We start from the raw sequence: 16,915 nt of genomic DNA, 5'->3' as shown, positions 1-16,915 counted from the left end.
TTGGCGGATGCTTTTATCTACGATGCCGGACCTCCGCGCCCCACTCCCCGCTTCCTGAATTCACCCCTGCCGGGTCAGCAGCAGCGCCGTCAGATCGTCGTCGATGGGGCCCGTCGCATGGAGGTCGTCGAGCAGGCCGCCGAGCAGGCGGGCGCCGTCGGGCTCGTGGAGGCGGCGGGACAGCAGGGTGGCGAGGCCCCATTCGTCCAGCACCTCATGTCCGTCCCCGCCGAGCGGAATCTCGATCGCGGCGTCCGAGTAGAAGAACAGCCGGGCGCCGGGCGGCATCGGCAACTGCCGGCTGTCATAGGTGGCCGAAGACAGCAGGCCGAGCGGCAAGCCGCTGCCGTCGCCCAGCCGGGGTGCCTCGTCGCCGGGCAGCCACATCATCGGCGTCGTCGATCCGGCCGAGGCGTAGTGGAACACCCCCGCCACGGGGTCGATCAGCCCGGTCAGCATGGTGGCGAACTGGCCGGAGGGCAGCAGCCCGCACAGCCGGCGGTTCATCGCGGCCAGGAACTCCGCAGGGGTCAGCTCCGCGCTGCCGACCTGACGGCAGATGGCGTCCAGCCGGAAGGTGTTCAGCGCCGCCCCCACGCCATGGCCGGAGAAATCGACCATGTAGACGGCGACCCGGCCGCCCGGCAGCCGGTCGATCCCCCAGAAATCGCCGCCCAGCTCGGACGAGGGGGCGAAATGGGCGTCGATGGCGATGCCGGTCGCCGCCTCCAGCTCTGCCAGCCTCTCGGGGCCGGGCAGCAGCCGGCCCTGCATGGCGCGGGCGAGCGCCAGTTCGCTCTCCGTCCGGCTGTGATACTGTTCCAGGTCGCGTAGCATGGCGCGCTTGCGGAGCTGGATGCGCACGCGGGCCAGAAGCTCCACCGCGTTGATCGGCTTGGTGACGTAATCGGTCGCCCCGGCGAGGAAGGCGCGGGTGCGGTCCTCCACCCGGTTCAGGCTGGACTGCACCAGCACCGGCAGCGATTTCCAGCGCGGGTCGGCGCGCAGGATCCGGCACATCTCGAACCCGTCCATCTGCGGCATCATCAGGTCGAGCAGGACGAGGTCCGGATTGAAGCGCTCCATGCGGGCCAGCGCCTCCTGCCCGTCCTCGGCCTGTTCGACCAGGGTGATGCCGCCGCGTTCCAGCAGGGCCAGCAGCAGATGGCGGTTGATCCGGTTATCGTCGACGACCAGCACGCGGGCGCCGGCCAGCCCGTCCGCGCCGTCGCTTTCCCGGGCAGCCAGACCGGCGGTCATGCTCCGGCCCCCTCTCGATCCACAGCAGCGTGTGGTCGTCGCCGCTGACCTGTCCCAGAGCGAAGCCCAGCGAGCGCACGACGGCGTCGAAGCCGTCGCCTTCCGCCACCGCGCGGGCGATCATCCAGCCTAGCCCGATCCCGGTTCCTCCGGCATCCAGCGCCTCCAGCACTGCGACGGAGTAAAGCGCCAGCACGGCACCCGGCGGCAGCTCCATCACCTGGGCGCGATAGCGGGTGCCGGGGGCGATGCCGATGGCCAGACCGGTGGCGCTGCCGAAGTCCGATCCGCCATCGCCGCGCAGGATCATCGGCGGCGCCCCCTCGGCGGAGGCATGGGTGAAGCGTCCAAGCTCGCCGTCGACCACGCCGTAGGTCATGGTCGCGCTTTCCCCCGGCGCCAGCAAATCGGCGGCGCGGTCGTTCAGGGCGCTCAGCAGGCCGGCGGCGTCCTCGCCATGGACAGGGCCCAGTTCCTGCAGAAGGGTGTGCAGGCGGAAGGCGTTCAGCGCCGCCGACACGCCCTGGCCGGCGACGTTCAGCAGATAGACGCCGAAGCGCCGGCCCGGCAGCGGCAGAAGCCCCCAGAGATCGCCGCCGAGATGGGGCGAGATCACGCTGTGGGCGCGCAGCGTGCAGCCGGCCGCACCGGCGGCCGCGGCGCATTGCGCCGGCGTCGGCAGCAGATGCTCCTGCATCGAGCGGGCGATGGACAGCTCCGCCTCCACCCGCGCGCGGTAGCTCTGCAGCCGGCGGATCAGCACGCGGTCTTCCAGCTGGATGCGCACGCGGGCCAGCAGCTCCGTCCGCTCCAGCGGCTTCGCCACGAGGTCGGTGGTGCCGGCGGCGAAGGCCCTGTTCCGGTCCTCGCCCGACGACAGCGCGGTCTGCACCAGGATCGGCAGGTCCGCCGTCTCCGGCCTGGCGCGCAGACGACGGCAGACCTCGTAGCCGTCGATCCCCGGCATCATGATGTCCAGGATCAGCAGGTCGGGGACGCCTGCCTCGATCATCGCCAGCGCCTCCATCCCGTTGGTGGCGAAGGAGACGTTGCGGAACCCCGCCTCGGCCAGGAAGGTGCCGATCACGGTGCGGTTGAAGGCGGTGTCGTCGACCACCAGGATGGGACAATCCAAAATCTGGCAGTCGGGAATGCGCAACTCCGGAGCCCGGACATCGGGAGCCTGAGGCAGGCCGTGGCCGGAGATGTCCTGTTCCGCCATGGTCACAGCCGGAACCTCAGGCGGATGCGCCGGCCGCCCTCCTCGATCTCCAGCCCGTCGGCGATGGTGCCGATCAGGCCGAGCCCGCGGCCGGAGGCGCCGGCCGGCTCCGTCTGGCGTGGGACGAAGCCGGCACCCTGGTCGGTGATCTCCACCGTCGCCAGCGCCCGGCCGTCTTCCGGCGGGCTCTCGGCTTGGTTCGAACCGTCGGCCTCCGAAACGTCAGGGGCGGTTCGCGGCGGGTCGATCCGCACGGCGATGGCGATCCGGCGTGCGGCCAGCACCGGGTCGGCGAGCCGGTCGCCCAGATCGCGGGAGAAGCGCTCCAGCTCACGGGCGCTCAGCTCCTTCATGCCGGCGACGCCGAGATTGCCGTGCACCAGGGCATTGCTCACCGCCTCGTGCAGGGCCAGCTCGATGTCGTCGCGGCGGTGGCCGGAAAGCGGATGGCGGGCGCCGATGGCCGTCAGCAGGCGTCCGCCCAGCTGCAGGTCGTGCGCGGTGGCGGTGGTCAGGTTGACGTAGAGGTCGGCGCCGGACGCCTCGGCCAGCAGCGCGGCCAGCGCGCCGCCATCCCTGTCGCCATCCCTGTCGCCGGGCGGCGGCTCGATCCAGGCGGCGACCGGGGGCAGCCACAGCGGTTCCGCCTCCGCCGCGGACGCGTCCGTCATCAGCAGCGCCAGCGGTCCGGAGCCGGCCGGGACTCCATCGCCCGGATTGCCGGTCGCCGGCGCCTCCGCCCGACGGAGCCCCAGTCCCCGCGCCAGCCGGTCGGCCTGCTCGGGCGGCAGGCCCGGCGCCACGAACCCGGCAAGGCGCGTGCGCAGCCCGCAGGCGGCGCCGCTCGGAAGGGTGGTCCAGTCGGTCAAGCCGGTCAGTCCTCGATCGGGACGATCTTGGCGATCTGCGCCACGGTCAGCACCCGCTTCACCTGCCCGGCGGCGGCGCGCAGGACGAACTGCTTGTCGGCGCGCTCCATCTCCTCCCGCGCGATCAGCAGCATGCCGATGCCGGCGGAATCGACGAACTCCAGCGAGGACAGGTCGAGCACCTGGCGCCGGGCCTTGTTCTGCCCCATCTCGCCGATCAGGGTGCGCAACTTCGCGTGGTCGTTGAAGGTCAGGCGGCCGCGCAGACGGACCACCGCCTCCTGTTCGCGCACTTCGATGCCGTAGTCCATGGTGTCGTCTTTCAGGATATAGGGGTCAGTGTACAAGCGGCGGCTGTCGCGCGCTAGAAAAGTTCAATGTCGCCGCCGGAACTGTTGTCCCCTCCGACATCCAGGTCAAGCACGCCGTTCTCGTCCAGCGCGGTGCCCTCCAGCAGCAGTTTGCGCACGAAACGTTCGCGCATCTCGCTCAGCGTGAAGCGGCCCATCAGCTGGTTCAGCCATTCCTGCGGCTCCCGCGCGCCGATGCCGGGCGGCACCTGGGCGCGGATGCGGGTCTCCAGCTCGCCCAGCCCGGCGCTCATGATGGCGAGGCTGTCGTTGATCGCCTCGATCCGCTGCTTGGTCAGGTCCTGGAACTGCATGCCGGTGATGACGTGGGCGATGGTGGCCGACATGTCGGTGGACACGGAGGCCGCCGTCTCCAGCACCGCCTGGAAATGGGTGGTCTGCGCCACCAGGCTGTCCATGGTCTTGTCGACCCGTTCCTTCGCCAGCATCTGCGGCGACATGTCGGTGTTGGCGATCTGTCGCAGGATGTCGTGGCCGTTGCGCACGCCCTTGACCACGGCGCCGACCTTGCTGCGCATGCGGTCCGCCAGTTCGCCGGTGGTGCGGGAGAGGTGCCGCACCTCCTGCGCGACCACGGCGAAGGTGCGCCCGGCCTCGCCGGCGCGGCTGGCCTCGATGGTGGCGTTCAGCGCCAGGAAGTTGGTCTGGCGGTTGATGCCGTCGATGTCGCCGATCGACTTCTCCAACTCGGCCACGTCCTTCTGCACGTCGTCCAGCAGATAGACCATGCTCATGGCGTGGCGCGACAGGGTGACGATGTTGGTCACCATGTCGGTGATGACGTCCTGCATGCCGACCACCAGCGTGTCGAGCGGCACCCGTTCGCCGTCGATCTCGACCGATCCCGCCATGGCGACGATCTGCTCCACCCGCTCCGACTGTTCCAGCGCCTTCTGGGCCAGTTCGCGGAAGCGCTCCGACAGGTCGAGGGTGGAGGCCTCCACATGGTCCGACGTGCGCGCCAGCTCGCTCTGGACCACGTCCAGCGTGCGGCGCTGCACGTCGGCGAAACCGAGCCAGGTCGACAGAAGCTCTGCCGTGACCGAGACCTTGGCCTCGGCGTCCGCAGGGAGACGCCGGGCGGTCCGCCGGCGCCGGAGCGGCATCACGGGCGGCGAACTGGGCGGCGTCTCTGGCGGCGGCGGGGATAGACATACTGGTGCTCCTTGGGAACTCGGCCCTGATGTTCGCCCGGCTCAGCCGGTGCGGGGGCGCTCGCCGACAGCGTCGAAGGCGCGCAGCATTTCGGCGGGGATTTGGGAGAGCGGAAGTTCGACCGCGACCGCACCGGCCTCCCTGGCGGCGCGCGGCATTCCGTAGACGACGCAGCTCGATTCCTGTTCGCCGATGGTGAAGGCGCCGGCCTCATGCATGGCCTTCATGCCGATGGCGCCGTCGCGCCCCATGCCGGACAGGATGACGCCGACCGCCTTGGCGCCGGCCGCCTTGGCGACGGAGGCGAACAGCACGTCCACCGACGGACGGTGGCCGCTGACCGGCGGCGTGTCCTGGATGTGGCAGACGAAGCCGGCGGTGTCGCGGATGACGGCGAGATGACGGTCGCCGGGGGCGATCAGCACCAGCCCCTGCGCCGGCCGGTCGCCATGGACCGCCACCCGCACCGTGGGCGCCGACAGCCGGTCGAGCCGCGCGGCGAAGCTGGGCACATAGCTCGGCCCCATGTGCTGGGTGATGACGATGGGCGGGCAATCGGCCGGCATGGCGGCCAGCACGTCGCGGATGCGCTCCACCCCGCCGGTCGAGGCGCCGATGGCGATCAGCCGCTTGCCCGATCCGGCGCGGCGCGGCGTCGGCAGGACGCCATGGACGGCCGGCGGCCGGCGCATGGACAGCCGGGCGGTGGCGGCGATGCGGATCTTGGAGACCAGCTCCATCGCCGTCGCCTCGAACCCCTGGCCGTCGGAGCCGCCGGGCTTGGCGACGCAGTCGACCGCCCCCAACTCCAGCGCGCGGATGGCGGCGTCGGAGCCCTCGCGCGTGAGGGAGGAGACCATGATCACCGGCGTCGGCCGCAGCGTCATGATCTTCTCCAGGAAGGACAGGCCGTCCATCCTCGGCATCTCGACGTCCAGCGTGATGACGTCGGGGTTGGTGGCCTTGATGACGTCGCGGGCCTCGAAGGCGTCGCGGGCGACGCCGGCGACCTCCATTCCCTGCTCCCGGGTCAGGATGTCCTTCAGCATCTCGCGCATCAGGGCGCTGTCGTCGACGATGACGACGCGGATCGGCCTGGGCATGTCAGTTCCCTCCCGGATCGGCGGGGCCGAACAGCTCCACCTCGCCCTCCACCGGGGCCTGGGCGAGGTTCGTGATGAAGGACCGTTCGCGGGTGACGGTGTCGGCCGCCGCCTCCGGCCGCAGCAGGCGGCGCAGGGCGCGGCCGCTGTGCGGGAAATAATGCAGGCGCCGGGCGGAGCCGCCGCCCAGATCCTGCCCGGCCAGGGTCAGCCCCTCCGCCCGCACATAGTCCAGTGCGAAGCGGCTGTTCAGCCCGCCGATGTCGTAGCTCGACTCGATGACGCTGGCGCCGCCGAACAGCTTGACCTGCAGGCGCCGGCGGTCCGCCCCGGCGGCGAGCAGGGCGTTGATGAGCCGTTCCATCGCGACCGACCCGTAGCGGGCGGCGGCGCCGGCACCCTCCAGTTCGCTGGGCGGCAGGTCGGGCAGCATGAAATGGTTCATGCCGCCGATCCCTCGCACCGGATCGTGGATGCAGGCCGCCACGCAGGAGCCCAGCGTGGTCGCGATCATCAGGTCGCCCCGGTCGCTGACCGCCTGCTGACCCAGCGCGATCTTGACGGTATCGACCTTGAACTCCTGGTTGAAATAGCGCCCGCTTCCCAGCCGCCGCGCCGCTGGCGCCGGGCTGGCTGCCGTGTGGGAGAGGGTGGAGGCGGTCATGGCTCACTCCCTCCGGTAGATCGTTGGGCCGGCCTGTCGGAACAGGTTCGACACGCCATACAGGCTCTCCGAGTGGCCGAGGAACAGATACCCGCCGGGGCGGAGCATCCGGGCGAAGTTTTCTATCACCTGCGTGCGGCCGCGGCGGTCGAAATAGATCAGGACGTTGCGGCAAAAGATCGCGTCGAACGGGCCGGACATCGGCCAATGTTCCAGCAGGTTCAGGGGCTTGACGGTCACGAGACGCTTCAGCTCATCGCCCATCGCCACCGCCGGCTCGCCGTTCAGCCGGGTATCCTGGGTGAAGCGCTGGCGGATGGCGGGGGATGCCGGTGGCGCCCGACAGCGGATAGACGCCGCGCCTTGCCGTGTCGACCATGTGGGTGTCGATGTCGGTGGCGAGGATGCGGGCGTCCCAGCGGCGCAGGTCGGCACCCATGGTCGAGGCCACCACCATCGCCATCGTGTAGGGCTCCGGCCCCGACGAGCAGCCGGCCGACCACAGCCGCAGCCGCGGATGGGAGGCGCCGGCATTGCGCGCCCGCACTTCCGGCAGGACGGTGGAGGCGAGGAAGTCGAAATGGTGCGATTCGCGGTAGAAGCTGGTCAGGTTGGTGGTCAGCGCATTGACGAGGAAGCCGATTTCCTCCGCCCCGTCCTCACCCTGCAGCAGGGCGCAATAGGCGTCGAAATCGGGCAGCCGCAGTTCGCGCAGGCGGCGCGCCAGCCGGGCATAGACCATCTCCGCCTTGTGCGGCGCCAGCGCGATGCCGGCCAGCTGGTAAAGCAGGCCGGCGATCAGGTCGAAATGGTGCCGTTCGAAATGGAATTCGCGCGCGCCGCCGAACACCGCGGCCGGGACCCGGCGCGCCGCCGGGGCTTCGATCGACAGGGCGGAGGAACGGTCGGTCATCGCGGCACCGGCGGCATCGTCAGGCGGGAACCTGCTGCCGCCGGATCTCTCCGGTGGAAGCAGCGGCTGCGGAGGCGGAGTCGCGGGACCGGCGGTCCAGGGTGAAGAAAGTCATCTGCCGGCGCAGCTGGTCGGCCTGATCCTCCAGCGAGCGGGCGGCGGCGGTGCTTTCCTCCACCAGGGCGGCGTTCTTCTGGGTCATCTCGTCCATCTGGGCGATGGCGATGTTGACCTCGTCCAGGCCGGAGGCCTGCTCGGTGGTCGCCCGCGCGATCTCCGATACCAGATCGGCGACGCGGCCGATTCCGGACACGATCTCCGTCAGGGCGCCGCCGGCGGAGCGGACCAGCCCGACGCCATCGCGCACCTGCCCGCCGCTGTCGAGGATCAGCGACTTGATCTCCTTCGATGCCTGGGCGGAACGCTGGGCGAGCTGCCGCACCTCCTGCGCCACCACGGCGAAGCCGCGGCCGGCATCGCCGGCACGGGCCGCCTCCACCGCCGCGTTCAGCGCCAGCAGGTTGGTCTGGAAGGCGATCTCGTCGATCACTCCGATGATGTCGGCGATCTTCTGCGAAGACTGCTCGATCCGGCGCATCGCCTCCACCGCACTGGCCGCCACCTCGCCGCCGCGGGACGCGGCGGTGCGCGCCTCGGTGGCATAGCCGTTGACCTGCTGGGCGTTGTCGGCGTTGGAGCGCACGGTGGCGGCGAGCTGTTCCATGCTGGCCGCGGTCTCCTCCAGCGAGGAGGCCTGCTGCTCGGTCCGTTCCGACAGGTCCAGGCTGCCTTCCGCCACTTCGCGGCTGGCGACGGCGATGGAGCCGGCGGCATCGTCGATGCGCCGGACGATCTCCGACAGCTGGGCCACCGTGCCGTTGAAGTCGTCCTTCAGCCGCTGGAACACGCCCTCATACTGCTTGTCGATGCGGCGGGTGAGGTCGCCCTGCGACAGCGCCTCCAGCACCGACGCCAGCTCCTCCGTCACGGCGGCGACATTCTCCGACAGGCGGTTGATGCCTTCGCTGACCAGCCGGAAGAAGCCGGTCTTGCCGTCCAGCGCGATGCGGCGGCTGAAGTCGCCGCGCACGGCATTCTCCACCATGGCGCCGATCTCCGCCTCGATCGCCAGTTCCTCGGTCAGGTCGCGCCACTCGATGACGGTGCCCAGCTTCTCGCCCTGGCGGCTGACCACCGGGTTGGCGATGACCTGGAAGGTGCGGCCGCCGGTCCTGGCCCAGCCGCGGTGGGTCTGCTTCAGGTCGGCCAGCAGGCGGCGCTGGTGGCCGGGATCGCGGTGGAAGACGTCGAAGTTCTGGCCGACCAGCCTGTTCGCGTCGAAGCCCGGCAGCGAGCCGTGCAGGTCGGCCTCGGCATTGCGGAACATGGCCATGATGGAGTCGTTGGCGTAGAGGATGCGGCCGTCGGTGTCCGCCATCATGATGTTGGCCGACACCCGTTCCAGCGCGATGCGGGAGCGCAGGGCCTCCACCGCCTCGTCCTTGAAGGCGGCAACCGCGCGGGCCATGTCGCCCAGCTCGTCCTGCTGGCCGGTGTGGGGGACGGCGACCGACAGCTTGCCGTCGGTCAGCTCGGCCATCACCCGGCGGATGCCGGTGACCGGCGTGACGATGGAGGCGGCGATGCGGTTGGCGGCGACGACGCCGATCACCAGCGACAGCAGCCCCAGCCCCAGCGTCAGCCGGATGGTGAAGTCGGCCATCGTTCCGGCTTCCCGCTCCGTCGCCCCGGCCTCGGCGGCGATCTTGCCGACGATGCCGTCGATGGCGTCGTTCACCGCCGTGGCGGCGGCGGCGAGATGGTCGGCGCCACGCTTCGCCTCGTTGTTGGCGGCGATGACGTCGCGGAAGGCGGCGCGATAGTCGGCGGCGCGGGCATCGACCTCGCGCAGGGTCAGCGACAGGCCGCTGCCGTTGCGGCCCCCGGCACCGAGGATGGCGGAGAGCCGGGCGACGGCGTCGGCCATCGCCTTGCCCTCCGTCTCGACCTGCGCGACCGCGGCGGCGTCGCGCAATCCGATGGCGCGGTTGGCGCTGAAGCGGATCAGCAGCCAGCGCTTCTCCACCTCCTGCGCGGCGAAGGCGACGTCCCGGTCGCCGGAGGCATTGGCCGCCGTCACCGCTTCATCCAGACGCTTCGTCACCTGGGCGCCGAGTGGATCCATGCGTTCGCGCAGGCTGCGGTCGGCCTGTTCCCGCAGGGCGCGCACCGCTTCGAACCGCTCATGGTAGGCGGCGTGCAGGCTATTCAGCTGGGCGAAGGCGGCGGCCTGGGGCGAGGCCGCCAGCGTCGCCTGCCGCTGCACCATCGCCGAATCGAACTCCCCGCGCAGCACGCGCAGCCGGTCCAACGCCTCCGGCGTGCCCAGATTGATGTATTCGCGGGTCTGCAGCCGCTCCGCGGCCAGACGGCTCTCCAGATCCTTGGCGAAGACGGCGAGGTCGCCGGAGGCGATGACCCCGTCGATGCGGCGGTTCAGCCCGTCAAGGCCCAGGATGCCCACGCCCGATTGGGCGGCGATCAGCACCAGCAGCAGGCCGAAGACCAGCCACAGCCGCTTGGCGATGCGCATGTTGCTGAGGAAGCTGCCGGATTTGGCGGTCGTGCCGTCGGTGGCCATCGGTGACGTTCCCTCGCATTTTTATTGCTTCTTCATCGGGTCCGGATCCGGGTCCGGGTGCGGCGGGCGCCGAAGTCCGCCGCCGCTTTGCCCGGCCCGGTCATGTCGTGTCAGGTCGCTTCCAGTGCCGCGGCGCGCGGGGCGGCGTCCTGGTCGACATGTTCGCCGGCGAACAGCTTCTCGACGTTCAGCAGCGTCACCATGCGGTTGTCGGCGGTGTAGAGGCCGCTGAGATACTCGGCGTCGATCAGGCCGCTGTCGACGTCGGGCGGCGGCTTGATCGCGTCGTGGCCGATGGCCAGGATGTCGGAGATGGCGTCGACCAGGATGCCGCGCGTGCGCTCGCCCACCTGCATCACCACCACGACATGGCGCTTCGTCACCTGGGTCAGGCCGCCGCCGAAGCGGGCGCGCAGGTCGAAGATCGGGATGATGATGCCGCGCAGGTTGATGACGCCGCGGACATAGTCGGGCAGGTTCGGCAGGCGGCTTTCCGGCGTCCAGCCGCGGATCTCGCGCACGGCCAGGATATTGACGCCATACTCCTCGCTGCCCACCGTGAAGGTGACGTACTGCTCCTCCGTCCCGTTGGCGGCGGCGCCGGCGGGCTGGAGGTCGGTGCGGGAGTTGACGGGGGCGATTGCGGTGGAACTGCTCATCGCTGGGCCTCAAACCGTTTGGCGTTGACGCTGGTCGGACCTGTCCGCCGGGGCGGGCAGGGATGGGGAGGGCGGTGTGGCGCCGCCGGAACCGCTGCCGTTGCCGTTGCCGGCGCCGTGGCGGCTCATTTCGCGCAGGCCCGCGACGTCCAGGATCAGGGCGACCCGGCCGTCGCCCAGGATGGTCGCGGCGGCCACGCCGTCCAGCCGGCGGAAATTGGCCTCCAGGCTCTTGATGACGACCTGCTGCTGGCCCAGCACCTCGTCGACCACAAGGCCGAGGCGGGAGCCGTCCTCCGTCTCCACCAGCACGACCAGCCCCTGGGTGGCGTCGTCGATGGCCTTGGGGATGCCGAACAGCCGGTGCAGGTGGACGAGCCGCACATATTCGCCGCGCGCCATCATGACGTCGCACTTGTTGACCAGCCCATGCAGGTCGGCGGGCTTGGGCCGCAGGCTTTCCACGATGTTGGTCAGCGGCAGGACGAAGCGCTCGTCGCCCACCGAGATCACCATGCCGTCCAGCACCGCCAGCGTCAGCGGCAGCGACAGGACGAAGCGCGAGCCCTCGCCCGGCGTCGAATAGACGCCGATGCGTCCGCCCAGGCTGGAGATGTTCCGCCGCACCACGTCCATGCCGACGCCGCGGCCGGACAGGTTCGACACCTGATCGGCGGTGGAGAAGCCGGGCAGGAAGATCAGGTTGTCGATCTCCTCGTCCGACAGGGTGGATCCCGGCTGGACCAGCCCCTTCTCGATCGCCTTGGACAGCACCTTGGCACGGTTGATGCCGCGGCCGTCGTCGGTCACCTCGATGACGATGCGGCCGGACCGGTGGGCGGCCGACAGATGCACCGTGCCGGCGCGCGTCTTGCCGATGCGCTCCCGCTCCTCCGGGCTTTCCAGCCCATGGTCGATGGAGTTGCGGATCATGTGGGTCAGCGGATCGACGAGGTTTTCGACCACCGTCTTGTCGACCTCCGTCGTCTCGCCCGACGTGACCAGCATCACCTCTTTCCCGGTGGCGGCGGCGCATTCGCGCACCAGCCGCGGCATGCGCGAGAAGACGCTGGAGACCGGCTGGGCACGGATCGACATCACGCTTTCCCGCAGCTCGCGGGTGTGCTGGGCCAGCCCTTCCAGCCCTTCCAGCAGCTCCTGGAACTGACCGGGCGGCAGGTCGCGCAGATGCTCCGCGATCATCGCCTGGGTGATGACCATCTCGCCGACCATGTTCACCAGCCGGTCGATCTTGTCCAGGTCGACCCGGATGGTGTGGGTGGTCGGCCCCGAATGGTCGCCGCCCGTGCCGCCGTTGCCGCGCTTGGCGCCTTCGGCAGCCTTCGCGGCGCCGGGAGAGCCGGAGGTGGTGGCCGGGGCGGTTGCGGCCGGCGGGGGCGTGGATGCCGCCGGTTCCGGCAGGTTGGCGGACGGTGCGGCTGCGACAGGCAGAGGTTCGGCCGCCTGGATGATGGCGGGGGGCGGCGCCTCGGCGCTGATGCGGATGTCGCAGTCGTCGGCGACGAACTCGAACACATCGTCGATCTGGGCGCGGTCCACCTGCGGATCGGCCAGCAGCGTCACCGTCCAGGACAAATGCAGCAGTTCGGCGTCGAGGTCGCGCAGCGAGGGCAGCTTGTCCAGATGGCAGACCACCTCCGCATCGCCCAGCCGGCGCAGGGCGCGCAGCATGTAGGTCGGCTCGTTGCCGGACAGCAGCAGTTCGGCCTTCGGGCGGAAGACGATGGTCCAGCGCACCTTCCCCTCCGGCACCGGGCCTTCCGAGGCCGGGCCGGCGAAGGCAGGGTCGGGCCGGTCGTCGCGGGCGGCCTGGATGGCGGCCAGCGCGTCGCCGAAGATGCCGGCCTCGTCATCCTCGTCGTCGGGATAGAGGGTGGCGGCGGGTGCGGGGGCCGCAGGTGCCTCCGCCGGCTCTTCCGCCTTGCCCAGGAAGCGGCGCAGCGCCGCGACGGTGTCGTCGGTGGTGCCGGCCGGCGCGTCGGTCTCGTCGGCGGCATGGGCCAGCAGGCGGGCCAGCAGGTCGTTGGCGCGGATCAGCGTATCGACCAGTTCGGTGGTGACCGGGATCTCGGCGTTGCGCACGCCGTCCATCACCGTCTCGAACTCGTGCGCGAAGGCGACAAGGTCGTTGAAGCCGAAGGCGCCGCCGCCGCCCTTGATCGAGTGGACGGCGCGGAAGATCGCGTTCACCTCGTCCATGTCCACCTCGCCGGGGGCGAGGCGCAGCAGCCCGGCCTCGGCGACGGCCAGCAATTCGGCGCTTTCGTCGAAGTAGGTCTGCTTGAAGCGGCTGAGATCGTCCACGGCTCTACCCTCCTTACCGTCCGCTGCGGTTCAGCCGCAGACCTTCTGCACCACCGACACAAGCTTGTCGGGGTTGAAGGGCTTCACGATCCAGCCGGTGGCTCCGGCGGCCCGGCCCTCCGCCTTCTTGCTCTCGTCCGCTTCGGTGGTCAGCATCAGGATCGGCAGGGTGCGGTGGGCCGGGATGGCGCGCAGCTTGCGGATCAGGGTCAGCCCGTCCATCACCGGCATGTTCAGGTCGGTGATGACCAGATCCACCTTGGTGGTGGCGATGGCGCTCATCGCCTGCTGGCCGTCGGCGGCCTCCACCACGTCATAGCCGGCGCCGCGCAGGGTGAAGGACACCATGTCGCGCATGGTCCGCGAGTCATCCACCGTCATCACTTTCTTCTTCACGCTCGGCTCCATTGCTTCAGCCAGGCGGCGAGACCCAGATCCTCGCACGCTTCGGACAGGACCTCGGACGGGGCGGCGAGGACGAAGGCGGCCCCGCGGTCGGCCGCATCGCGGGCGGCGACGACCAGCGCCTGGATGCAGGCGGCGCTGATCCGCTCCACCGCATCCGCCTGGACGGCGACGTCAGCCGACGCCTTGAAGGCGGCGCGCAGGCTGTCGAGCAGAGGTTGCGCCATGGGCAAATCCAGGTCGCTGGGCAGGCCCAGGCGAATCCGCCCGCCATCCTCCTCCGTCCACTTGATCAGCGACACGCCACCCCTCCGTCCACAGCAGGCGCACTCTTGCGCATTGCGGTTGCAGCAGCGACGTTGCCAGAAGGCGTCTCAAGGATTCGTTAAGCGGAAGTGGTGGATGGACCGGGGATCGTTCAGAAGTTGGGGATAACCGCAGTCAAAATTGGGACATGCCGCCGGGATCGGTGCAGGGGTATGTGGGTCAGCCCTTGGCCTGTGCGATCAGCGGCCGGAATTCCTCCAGGACCGACTCGTAGACCGGCCGCTTGAATGCGACGATCAGGCCCGGCAGCTCTTCCGCGTCGATCCATTTCCAGGCATCGAATTCCGGATGGTCGGTGTCGAGCCGGATGTCGGCCTCGTCGCCGGTGAAGCGGGCCAGCATCCACATCTGCTCCTGCCCGCGCCAGCGCCCCTTCCACACCTTTCCCAGCAGATCGTCGGGCAGGTCGTAGCGGTGGGGGGCGGCGGTCATGGCGATGAACTCCGCCTTCGCCGTGCCGATCTCCTCCTCCAACTCGCGGAAGGCGGCGGTGCGGACATCCTCGCCCTCGTCGACGCCGCCCTGGGGCATCTGCCAGTCGGCCTCCGACCCGCAGCGCCTGGCGACGAACACCTCGCCGCGGCCGTTCAGCAGCATGATCCCGACGCAGGGACGGTAGGGCAGCGTGTTGCGGTCGATGGGGGCGCTCATGCCGGGGAACTCCGTTCGGATCAGGTTTTGGTGATGAAGAAATAGACGGTCATCGCCGCACCCACCAGGATCACGACCTTGCGCAGGACCGGCGGCGGGATGCGGCGGGCGACCGAGGCGCCGGCATAGCCGCCGGCCATGGCGGCGACCAGCATGATCAGTGCCTCCGTCCAATAGACCGCACCCCCGGCGACGAAGGCGGCCACGGCGACGGCGTTGAGGCAGCCGGACACCAGCGACTTCAGCCCGTTCATCGCATGCAGGTCGGTCAGGCCGAAGACGCCCAGCGTCGCCAGGATCAGGATGCCGATGCCGCCGCCGAAATAGCCGCCATAGACCGCGATCAGGAACTGCACGAACAGCACCGTGCCATGGCCGATGGTGCAGGTGCGGCGGATCCAGGCCGACGCCTTCGGCCCGACGGCGAACAGCAGCGTGGCGAACAGCAGAAGCCACGGGACGATGGCCTCGAATGTGCGCTGCGGCGTCCACAGCAGCAGCAGCGCGCCCAGCAGCCCGCCGACGAGGCTGATGCCGAGGAAGGAGGGCAGATGGATGTCGCGGATGCGTCCCAGCTCCCGCCGATAGCCGTAGGCGCTGGCCAGCGCGCCGGGCGACACCGCGACGGTGCTGGTGGCGTTGGCGTTCAGCGGCGGCACGCCGGCCAGGATCAGCGCCGGGAAGGTCAGGAAGCTGCCGCCCCCGGCCACGGCGTTCAGCACGCCGGCGAAGAAGGCGGAGACGATCAGCAGCAGCGTCAGCATGTCACCTTGCCCGAAAACCATGATCCGGCGGGACCGGCGCGTTGCGTTTTGCACACGCCCGCCCATACCGCAACGCCGAAGTCCCACAACCGCGCGGCTTTCGCAACCCCGAACAATTCGTTAAGGTCGTCGTCCCTTCAACGGATAGAGTGTCCGGAGACCTCCATGTCCGCCCTGCTCGATACCACCGACGCCCTGCACGACCAGATGCTGACCCTCGGCCGCGCTGCCCGCGCCGCCGCGGCCGCGCTGGCGACCGTGCCAGGACCGTCGAAGGACCGGGCGCTGAGGGCGGCGGCGGCGGCCATCCGCGCCCGCGCGTCCGAGATCAAGGCCGCGAATGCCGAGGACATGGCGAATGCCCGCGACCTGTCCGGCCCCATGCGCGAACGGCTGATGCTGGACGACAAGCGCATCGAGGCGATGGCCAAGGGGCTGGAGGACATCGCCGACTTCCCCGACCCCATCGGCGGCATTCTGGCGGAATGGACGCGGCCCAACGGCCTGCGCATCCAGCGCGTCCGCGTGCCGCTGGGCGTGGTCGGCATCATCTATGAAAGCCGGCCCAACGTGACGGCGGACGCCGGCGGCATCTGCCTGAAGTCGGGCAACGCCGCCATCCTGCGCGGCGGGTCGGAGAGCATCCGCTCGTCCCGCGCCATCGCCGACTGCCTGGTCCAGGGCCTGCGCGAGGCCGGGCTGCCGGAGGCGGCGATCCAGCTGGTCCCCACCACCGACCGCGCCGCCGTCGGCCATATGCTGACCATGCGAGACCACATCGACGTCATCATCCCGCGCGGCGGCAAGTCGCTGATCCAGCGCATCGCCGACGAAAGCCGGGTGCCGGTCATCAAGCATCTGGACGGCAACTGCCACGTCTATGTCGATGCCGGCGCCGACCTGGAGAAGGCGCGCAAGGTGGTGCTGAACGCCAAGATGCGCCGCACCTCCATCTGCGGCGCCGCCGAGACCCTGCTGGTCGACCGCGCCATCGCCGACACGGCGCTGCCGGTGCTGGTGAAGGACCTGCTGGACGCCGGCTGTGCCGTGCGCGGCGACGCGGCGGCCCAGGCCGTCGACCCGCGGGTGACGGCGGTGGCGCCGGAGGATTGGGACACCGAGTATCTCGACGCCATCATCGCCTGCGGCGTGGTGGACGGGGTGGATGCGGCCATCGACCACATCAACGCCCACAGCTCCCACCACACCGAATCGATCCTGACCGAGGATCCGGCGGCGGCGGAGCGCTTCCTGTCGCGGGTGGACAGCGGCATCGTGCTGTGGAACGCCTCCACCCAGTTCGCCGACGGCGGCGAGTTCGGCATGGGTGCCGAGATCGGCATCTCCACCGACAAGTTCCACGCCCGCGGCCCGGTGGGTGCGGAGCAGCTGACCAGCTACAAGTATGTCGTGCGCGGCGATGGCCAGACGCGGCCTTAAGGAAAACGCCCTCTCCCGCCCCGGGAGAGGGAGGGGACCCGCCGCAGGCGGGGAGGGTGAGGGGCGATCCGCACATGGATCCCCCAATCCTTGCATCACCCCTCACCCTTCCCATGCTGCGCATGGGCCCCTTCCCTCTCCCGGGG

Annotated in this window: 15 protein-coding genes and 1 pseudogene; 1 reads left to right on the top strand and 15 read right to left on the bottom strand. The window is 70.1% G+C overall.

Features of this window, described 5'->3' with window-relative positions; genetic code table 11:
- Nucleotides 1-60: 60 nt before the first annotated feature.
- The 15 genes and pseudogenes from AB8P05_RS06520 to AB8P05_RS06450 all read right to left on the bottom strand — a co-directional run bounded on the left by AB8P05_RS06520 (nucleotide 61) and on the right by AB8P05_RS06450 (nucleotide 15,329).
- A complete protein-coding gene (locus tag AB8P05_RS06520) occupies nucleotides 61-1,260 on the bottom strand; it encodes a PP2C family protein-serine/threonine phosphatase (RefSeq protein ID WP_472759244.1) in 1,200 nt (399 codons plus the stop codon).
- Entirely contained in the window at nucleotides 1,181-2,482 is a 1,302-nt protein-coding gene (locus AB8P05_RS06515) for a response regulator (RefSeq protein ID WP_472759243.1), read from the bottom strand. The genes AB8P05_RS06520 and AB8P05_RS06515 overlap by 80 nt, the downstream gene beginning before the upstream one ends.
- 2 nt (nucleotides 2,483-2,484) lie before the next feature.
- Entirely contained in the window at nucleotides 2,485-3,351 is an 867-nt protein-coding gene (locus tag AB8P05_RS06510) for an ATP-binding protein (RefSeq protein WP_472759242.1), read from the bottom strand.
- A gap of 5 nt (nucleotides 3,352-3,356) precedes the next feature.
- Nucleotides 3,357-3,662, bottom strand: a complete 306-nt coding sequence (locus AB8P05_RS06505) for an STAS domain-containing protein (RefSeq protein WP_472759241.1) — start codon at nucleotides 3,660-3,662, stop codon at nucleotides 3,357-3,359.
- Between the two features lie 53 nt (nucleotides 3,663-3,715).
- Complete coding sequence (locus AB8P05_RS06500; protein WP_472759240.1) at nucleotides 3,716-4,828, bottom strand: methyl-accepting chemotaxis protein; 1,113 nt, start codon at nucleotides 4,826-4,828, stop codon at nucleotides 3,716-3,718.
- Between the two features lie 90 nt (nucleotides 4,829-4,918).
- Nucleotides 4,919-5,980, bottom strand: coding sequence for a protein-glutamate methylesterase/protein-glutamine glutaminase (locus AB8P05_RS06495; protein ID WP_472759239.1), 1,062 nt, complete (start codon nucleotides 5,978-5,980; stop codon nucleotides 4,919-4,921).
- Nucleotide 5,981: 1 nt separating this feature from the next.
- A complete protein-coding gene (locus AB8P05_RS06490; protein WP_472759238.1) occupies nucleotides 5,982-6,644 on the bottom strand; it encodes a chemotaxis protein in 663 nt (220 codons plus the stop codon).
- Between the two features lie 3 nt (nucleotides 6,645-6,647).
- Nucleotides 6,648-7,557, bottom strand: a pseudogene (locus AB8P05_RS06485) (CheR family methyltransferase).
- A gap of 19 nt (nucleotides 7,558-7,576) precedes the next feature.
- Nucleotides 7,577-10,198: a methyl-accepting chemotaxis protein gene (locus tag AB8P05_RS06480; protein ID WP_472759237.1), complete on the bottom strand. Its 2,622-nt coding sequence runs from the start codon at nucleotides 10,196-10,198 to the stop codon at nucleotides 7,577-7,579.
- 110 nt (nucleotides 10,199-10,308) lie between these two features.
- Nucleotides 10,309-10,857, bottom strand: a complete 549-nt coding sequence (locus AB8P05_RS06475; RefSeq protein ID WP_472759236.1) for a chemotaxis protein CheW — start codon at nucleotides 10,855-10,857, stop codon at nucleotides 10,309-10,311.
- 9 nt (nucleotides 10,858-10,866) lie between these two features.
- Nucleotides 10,867-13,182 carry a chemotaxis protein CheA gene (locus AB8P05_RS06470; RefSeq protein ID WP_472759235.1) on the bottom strand — a complete coding sequence of 772 codons (2,316 nt, stop codon included), beginning with the start codon at nucleotides 13,180-13,182 and terminating at the stop codon, nucleotides 10,867-10,869.
- Between the two features lie 30 nt (nucleotides 13,183-13,212).
- Complete coding sequence (locus AB8P05_RS06465) at nucleotides 13,213-13,590, bottom strand: response regulator (RefSeq protein ID WP_324868449.1); 378 nt, start codon at nucleotides 13,588-13,590, stop codon at nucleotides 13,213-13,215.
- Nucleotides 13,575-13,889, bottom strand: a complete 315-nt coding sequence (locus AB8P05_RS06460) for an STAS domain-containing protein (protein WP_472759234.1) — start codon at nucleotides 13,887-13,889, stop codon at nucleotides 13,575-13,577. The genes AB8P05_RS06465 and AB8P05_RS06460 overlap by 16 nt, the downstream gene beginning before the upstream one ends.
- Nucleotides 13,890-14,073: 184 nt before the next feature.
- Nucleotides 14,074-14,565: an RNA pyrophosphohydrolase gene (locus tag AB8P05_RS06455; RefSeq protein WP_472759233.1), complete on the bottom strand. Its 492-nt coding sequence runs from the start codon at nucleotides 14,563-14,565 to the stop codon at nucleotides 14,074-14,076.
- 20 nt (nucleotides 14,566-14,585) lie between these two features.
- Entirely contained in the window at nucleotides 14,586-15,329 is a 744-nt protein-coding gene (locus AB8P05_RS06450; RefSeq protein WP_472759232.1) for a sulfite exporter TauE/SafE family protein, read from the bottom strand.
- Nucleotides 15,330-15,494: 165 nt separating this feature from the next.
- Here AB8P05_RS06450 and AB8P05_RS06445 point away from each other — a divergent pair, with 165 nt between their 5' ends.
- Nucleotides 15,495-16,769 carry a glutamate-5-semialdehyde dehydrogenase gene (locus AB8P05_RS06445; protein WP_472759231.1) on the top strand — a complete coding sequence of 425 codons (1,275 nt, stop codon included), beginning with the start codon at nucleotides 15,495-15,497 and terminating at the stop codon, nucleotides 16,767-16,769.
- Nucleotides 16,770-16,915 lie beyond the last annotated feature (146 nt).

The organism is Azospirillum sp. VT-I1, assembly GCF_055698305.1.
The sequence above is the reverse complement of the archived record's forward strand: the minus strand, read 5'-3'. Positions and strand labels throughout refer to the sequence as shown.

Bases quoted from the DNA above. Each gene is read 5' to 3' on its own strand.
- AB8P05_RS06520 (WP_472759244.1), bottom strand. From the start codon at position 1,260: ATGACCGCCGGTCTGGCTGCCCGGGAAAGCGACGGCGCGGACGGGCTG.
- AB8P05_RS06515 (WP_472759243.1), bottom strand. From the start codon at position 2,482: ATGGCGGAACAGGACATCTCCGGCCACGGCCTGCCTCAGGCTCCCGAT.
- AB8P05_RS06505 (WP_472759241.1), bottom strand. From the start codon at position 3,662: ATGGACTACGGCATCGAAGTGCGCGAACAGGAGGCGGTGGTCCGTCTG.
- AB8P05_RS06500 (WP_472759240.1), bottom strand. From the start codon at position 4,828: ATGCCGCTCCGGCGCCGGCGGACCGCCCGGCGTCTCCCTGCGGACGCC.
- AB8P05_RS06495 (WP_472759239.1), bottom strand. From the start codon at position 5,980: ATGCCCAGGCCGATCCGCGTCGTCATCGTCGACGACAGCGCCCTGATG.
- AB8P05_RS06490 (WP_472759238.1), bottom strand. From the start codon at position 6,644: ATGACCGCCTCCACCCTCTCCCACACGGCAGCCAGCCCGGCGCCAGCG.
- AB8P05_RS06480 (WP_472759237.1), bottom strand. From the start codon at position 10,198: ATGGCCACCGACGGCACGACCGCCAAATCCGGCAGCTTCCTCAGCAAC.
- AB8P05_RS06475 (WP_472759236.1), bottom strand. From the start codon at position 10,857: ATGAGCAGTTCCACCGCAATCGCCCCCGTCAACTCCCGCACCGACCTC.
- AB8P05_RS06465 (WP_324868449.1), bottom strand. From the start codon at position 13,590: ATGGAGCCGAGCGTGAAGAAGAAAGTGATGACGGTGGATGACTCGCGG.
- AB8P05_RS06455 (WP_472759233.1), bottom strand. From the start codon at position 14,565: ATGAGCGCCCCCATCGACCGCAACACGCTGCCCTACCGTCCCTGCGTC.
- AB8P05_RS06450 (WP_472759232.1), bottom strand. From the start codon at position 15,329: ATGCTGACGCTGCTGCTGATCGTCTCCGCCTTCTTCGCCGGCGTGCTG.
- AB8P05_RS06445 (WP_472759231.1), top strand. From the start codon at position 15,495: ATGTCCGCCCTGCTCGATACCACCGACGCCCTGCACGACCAGATGCTG.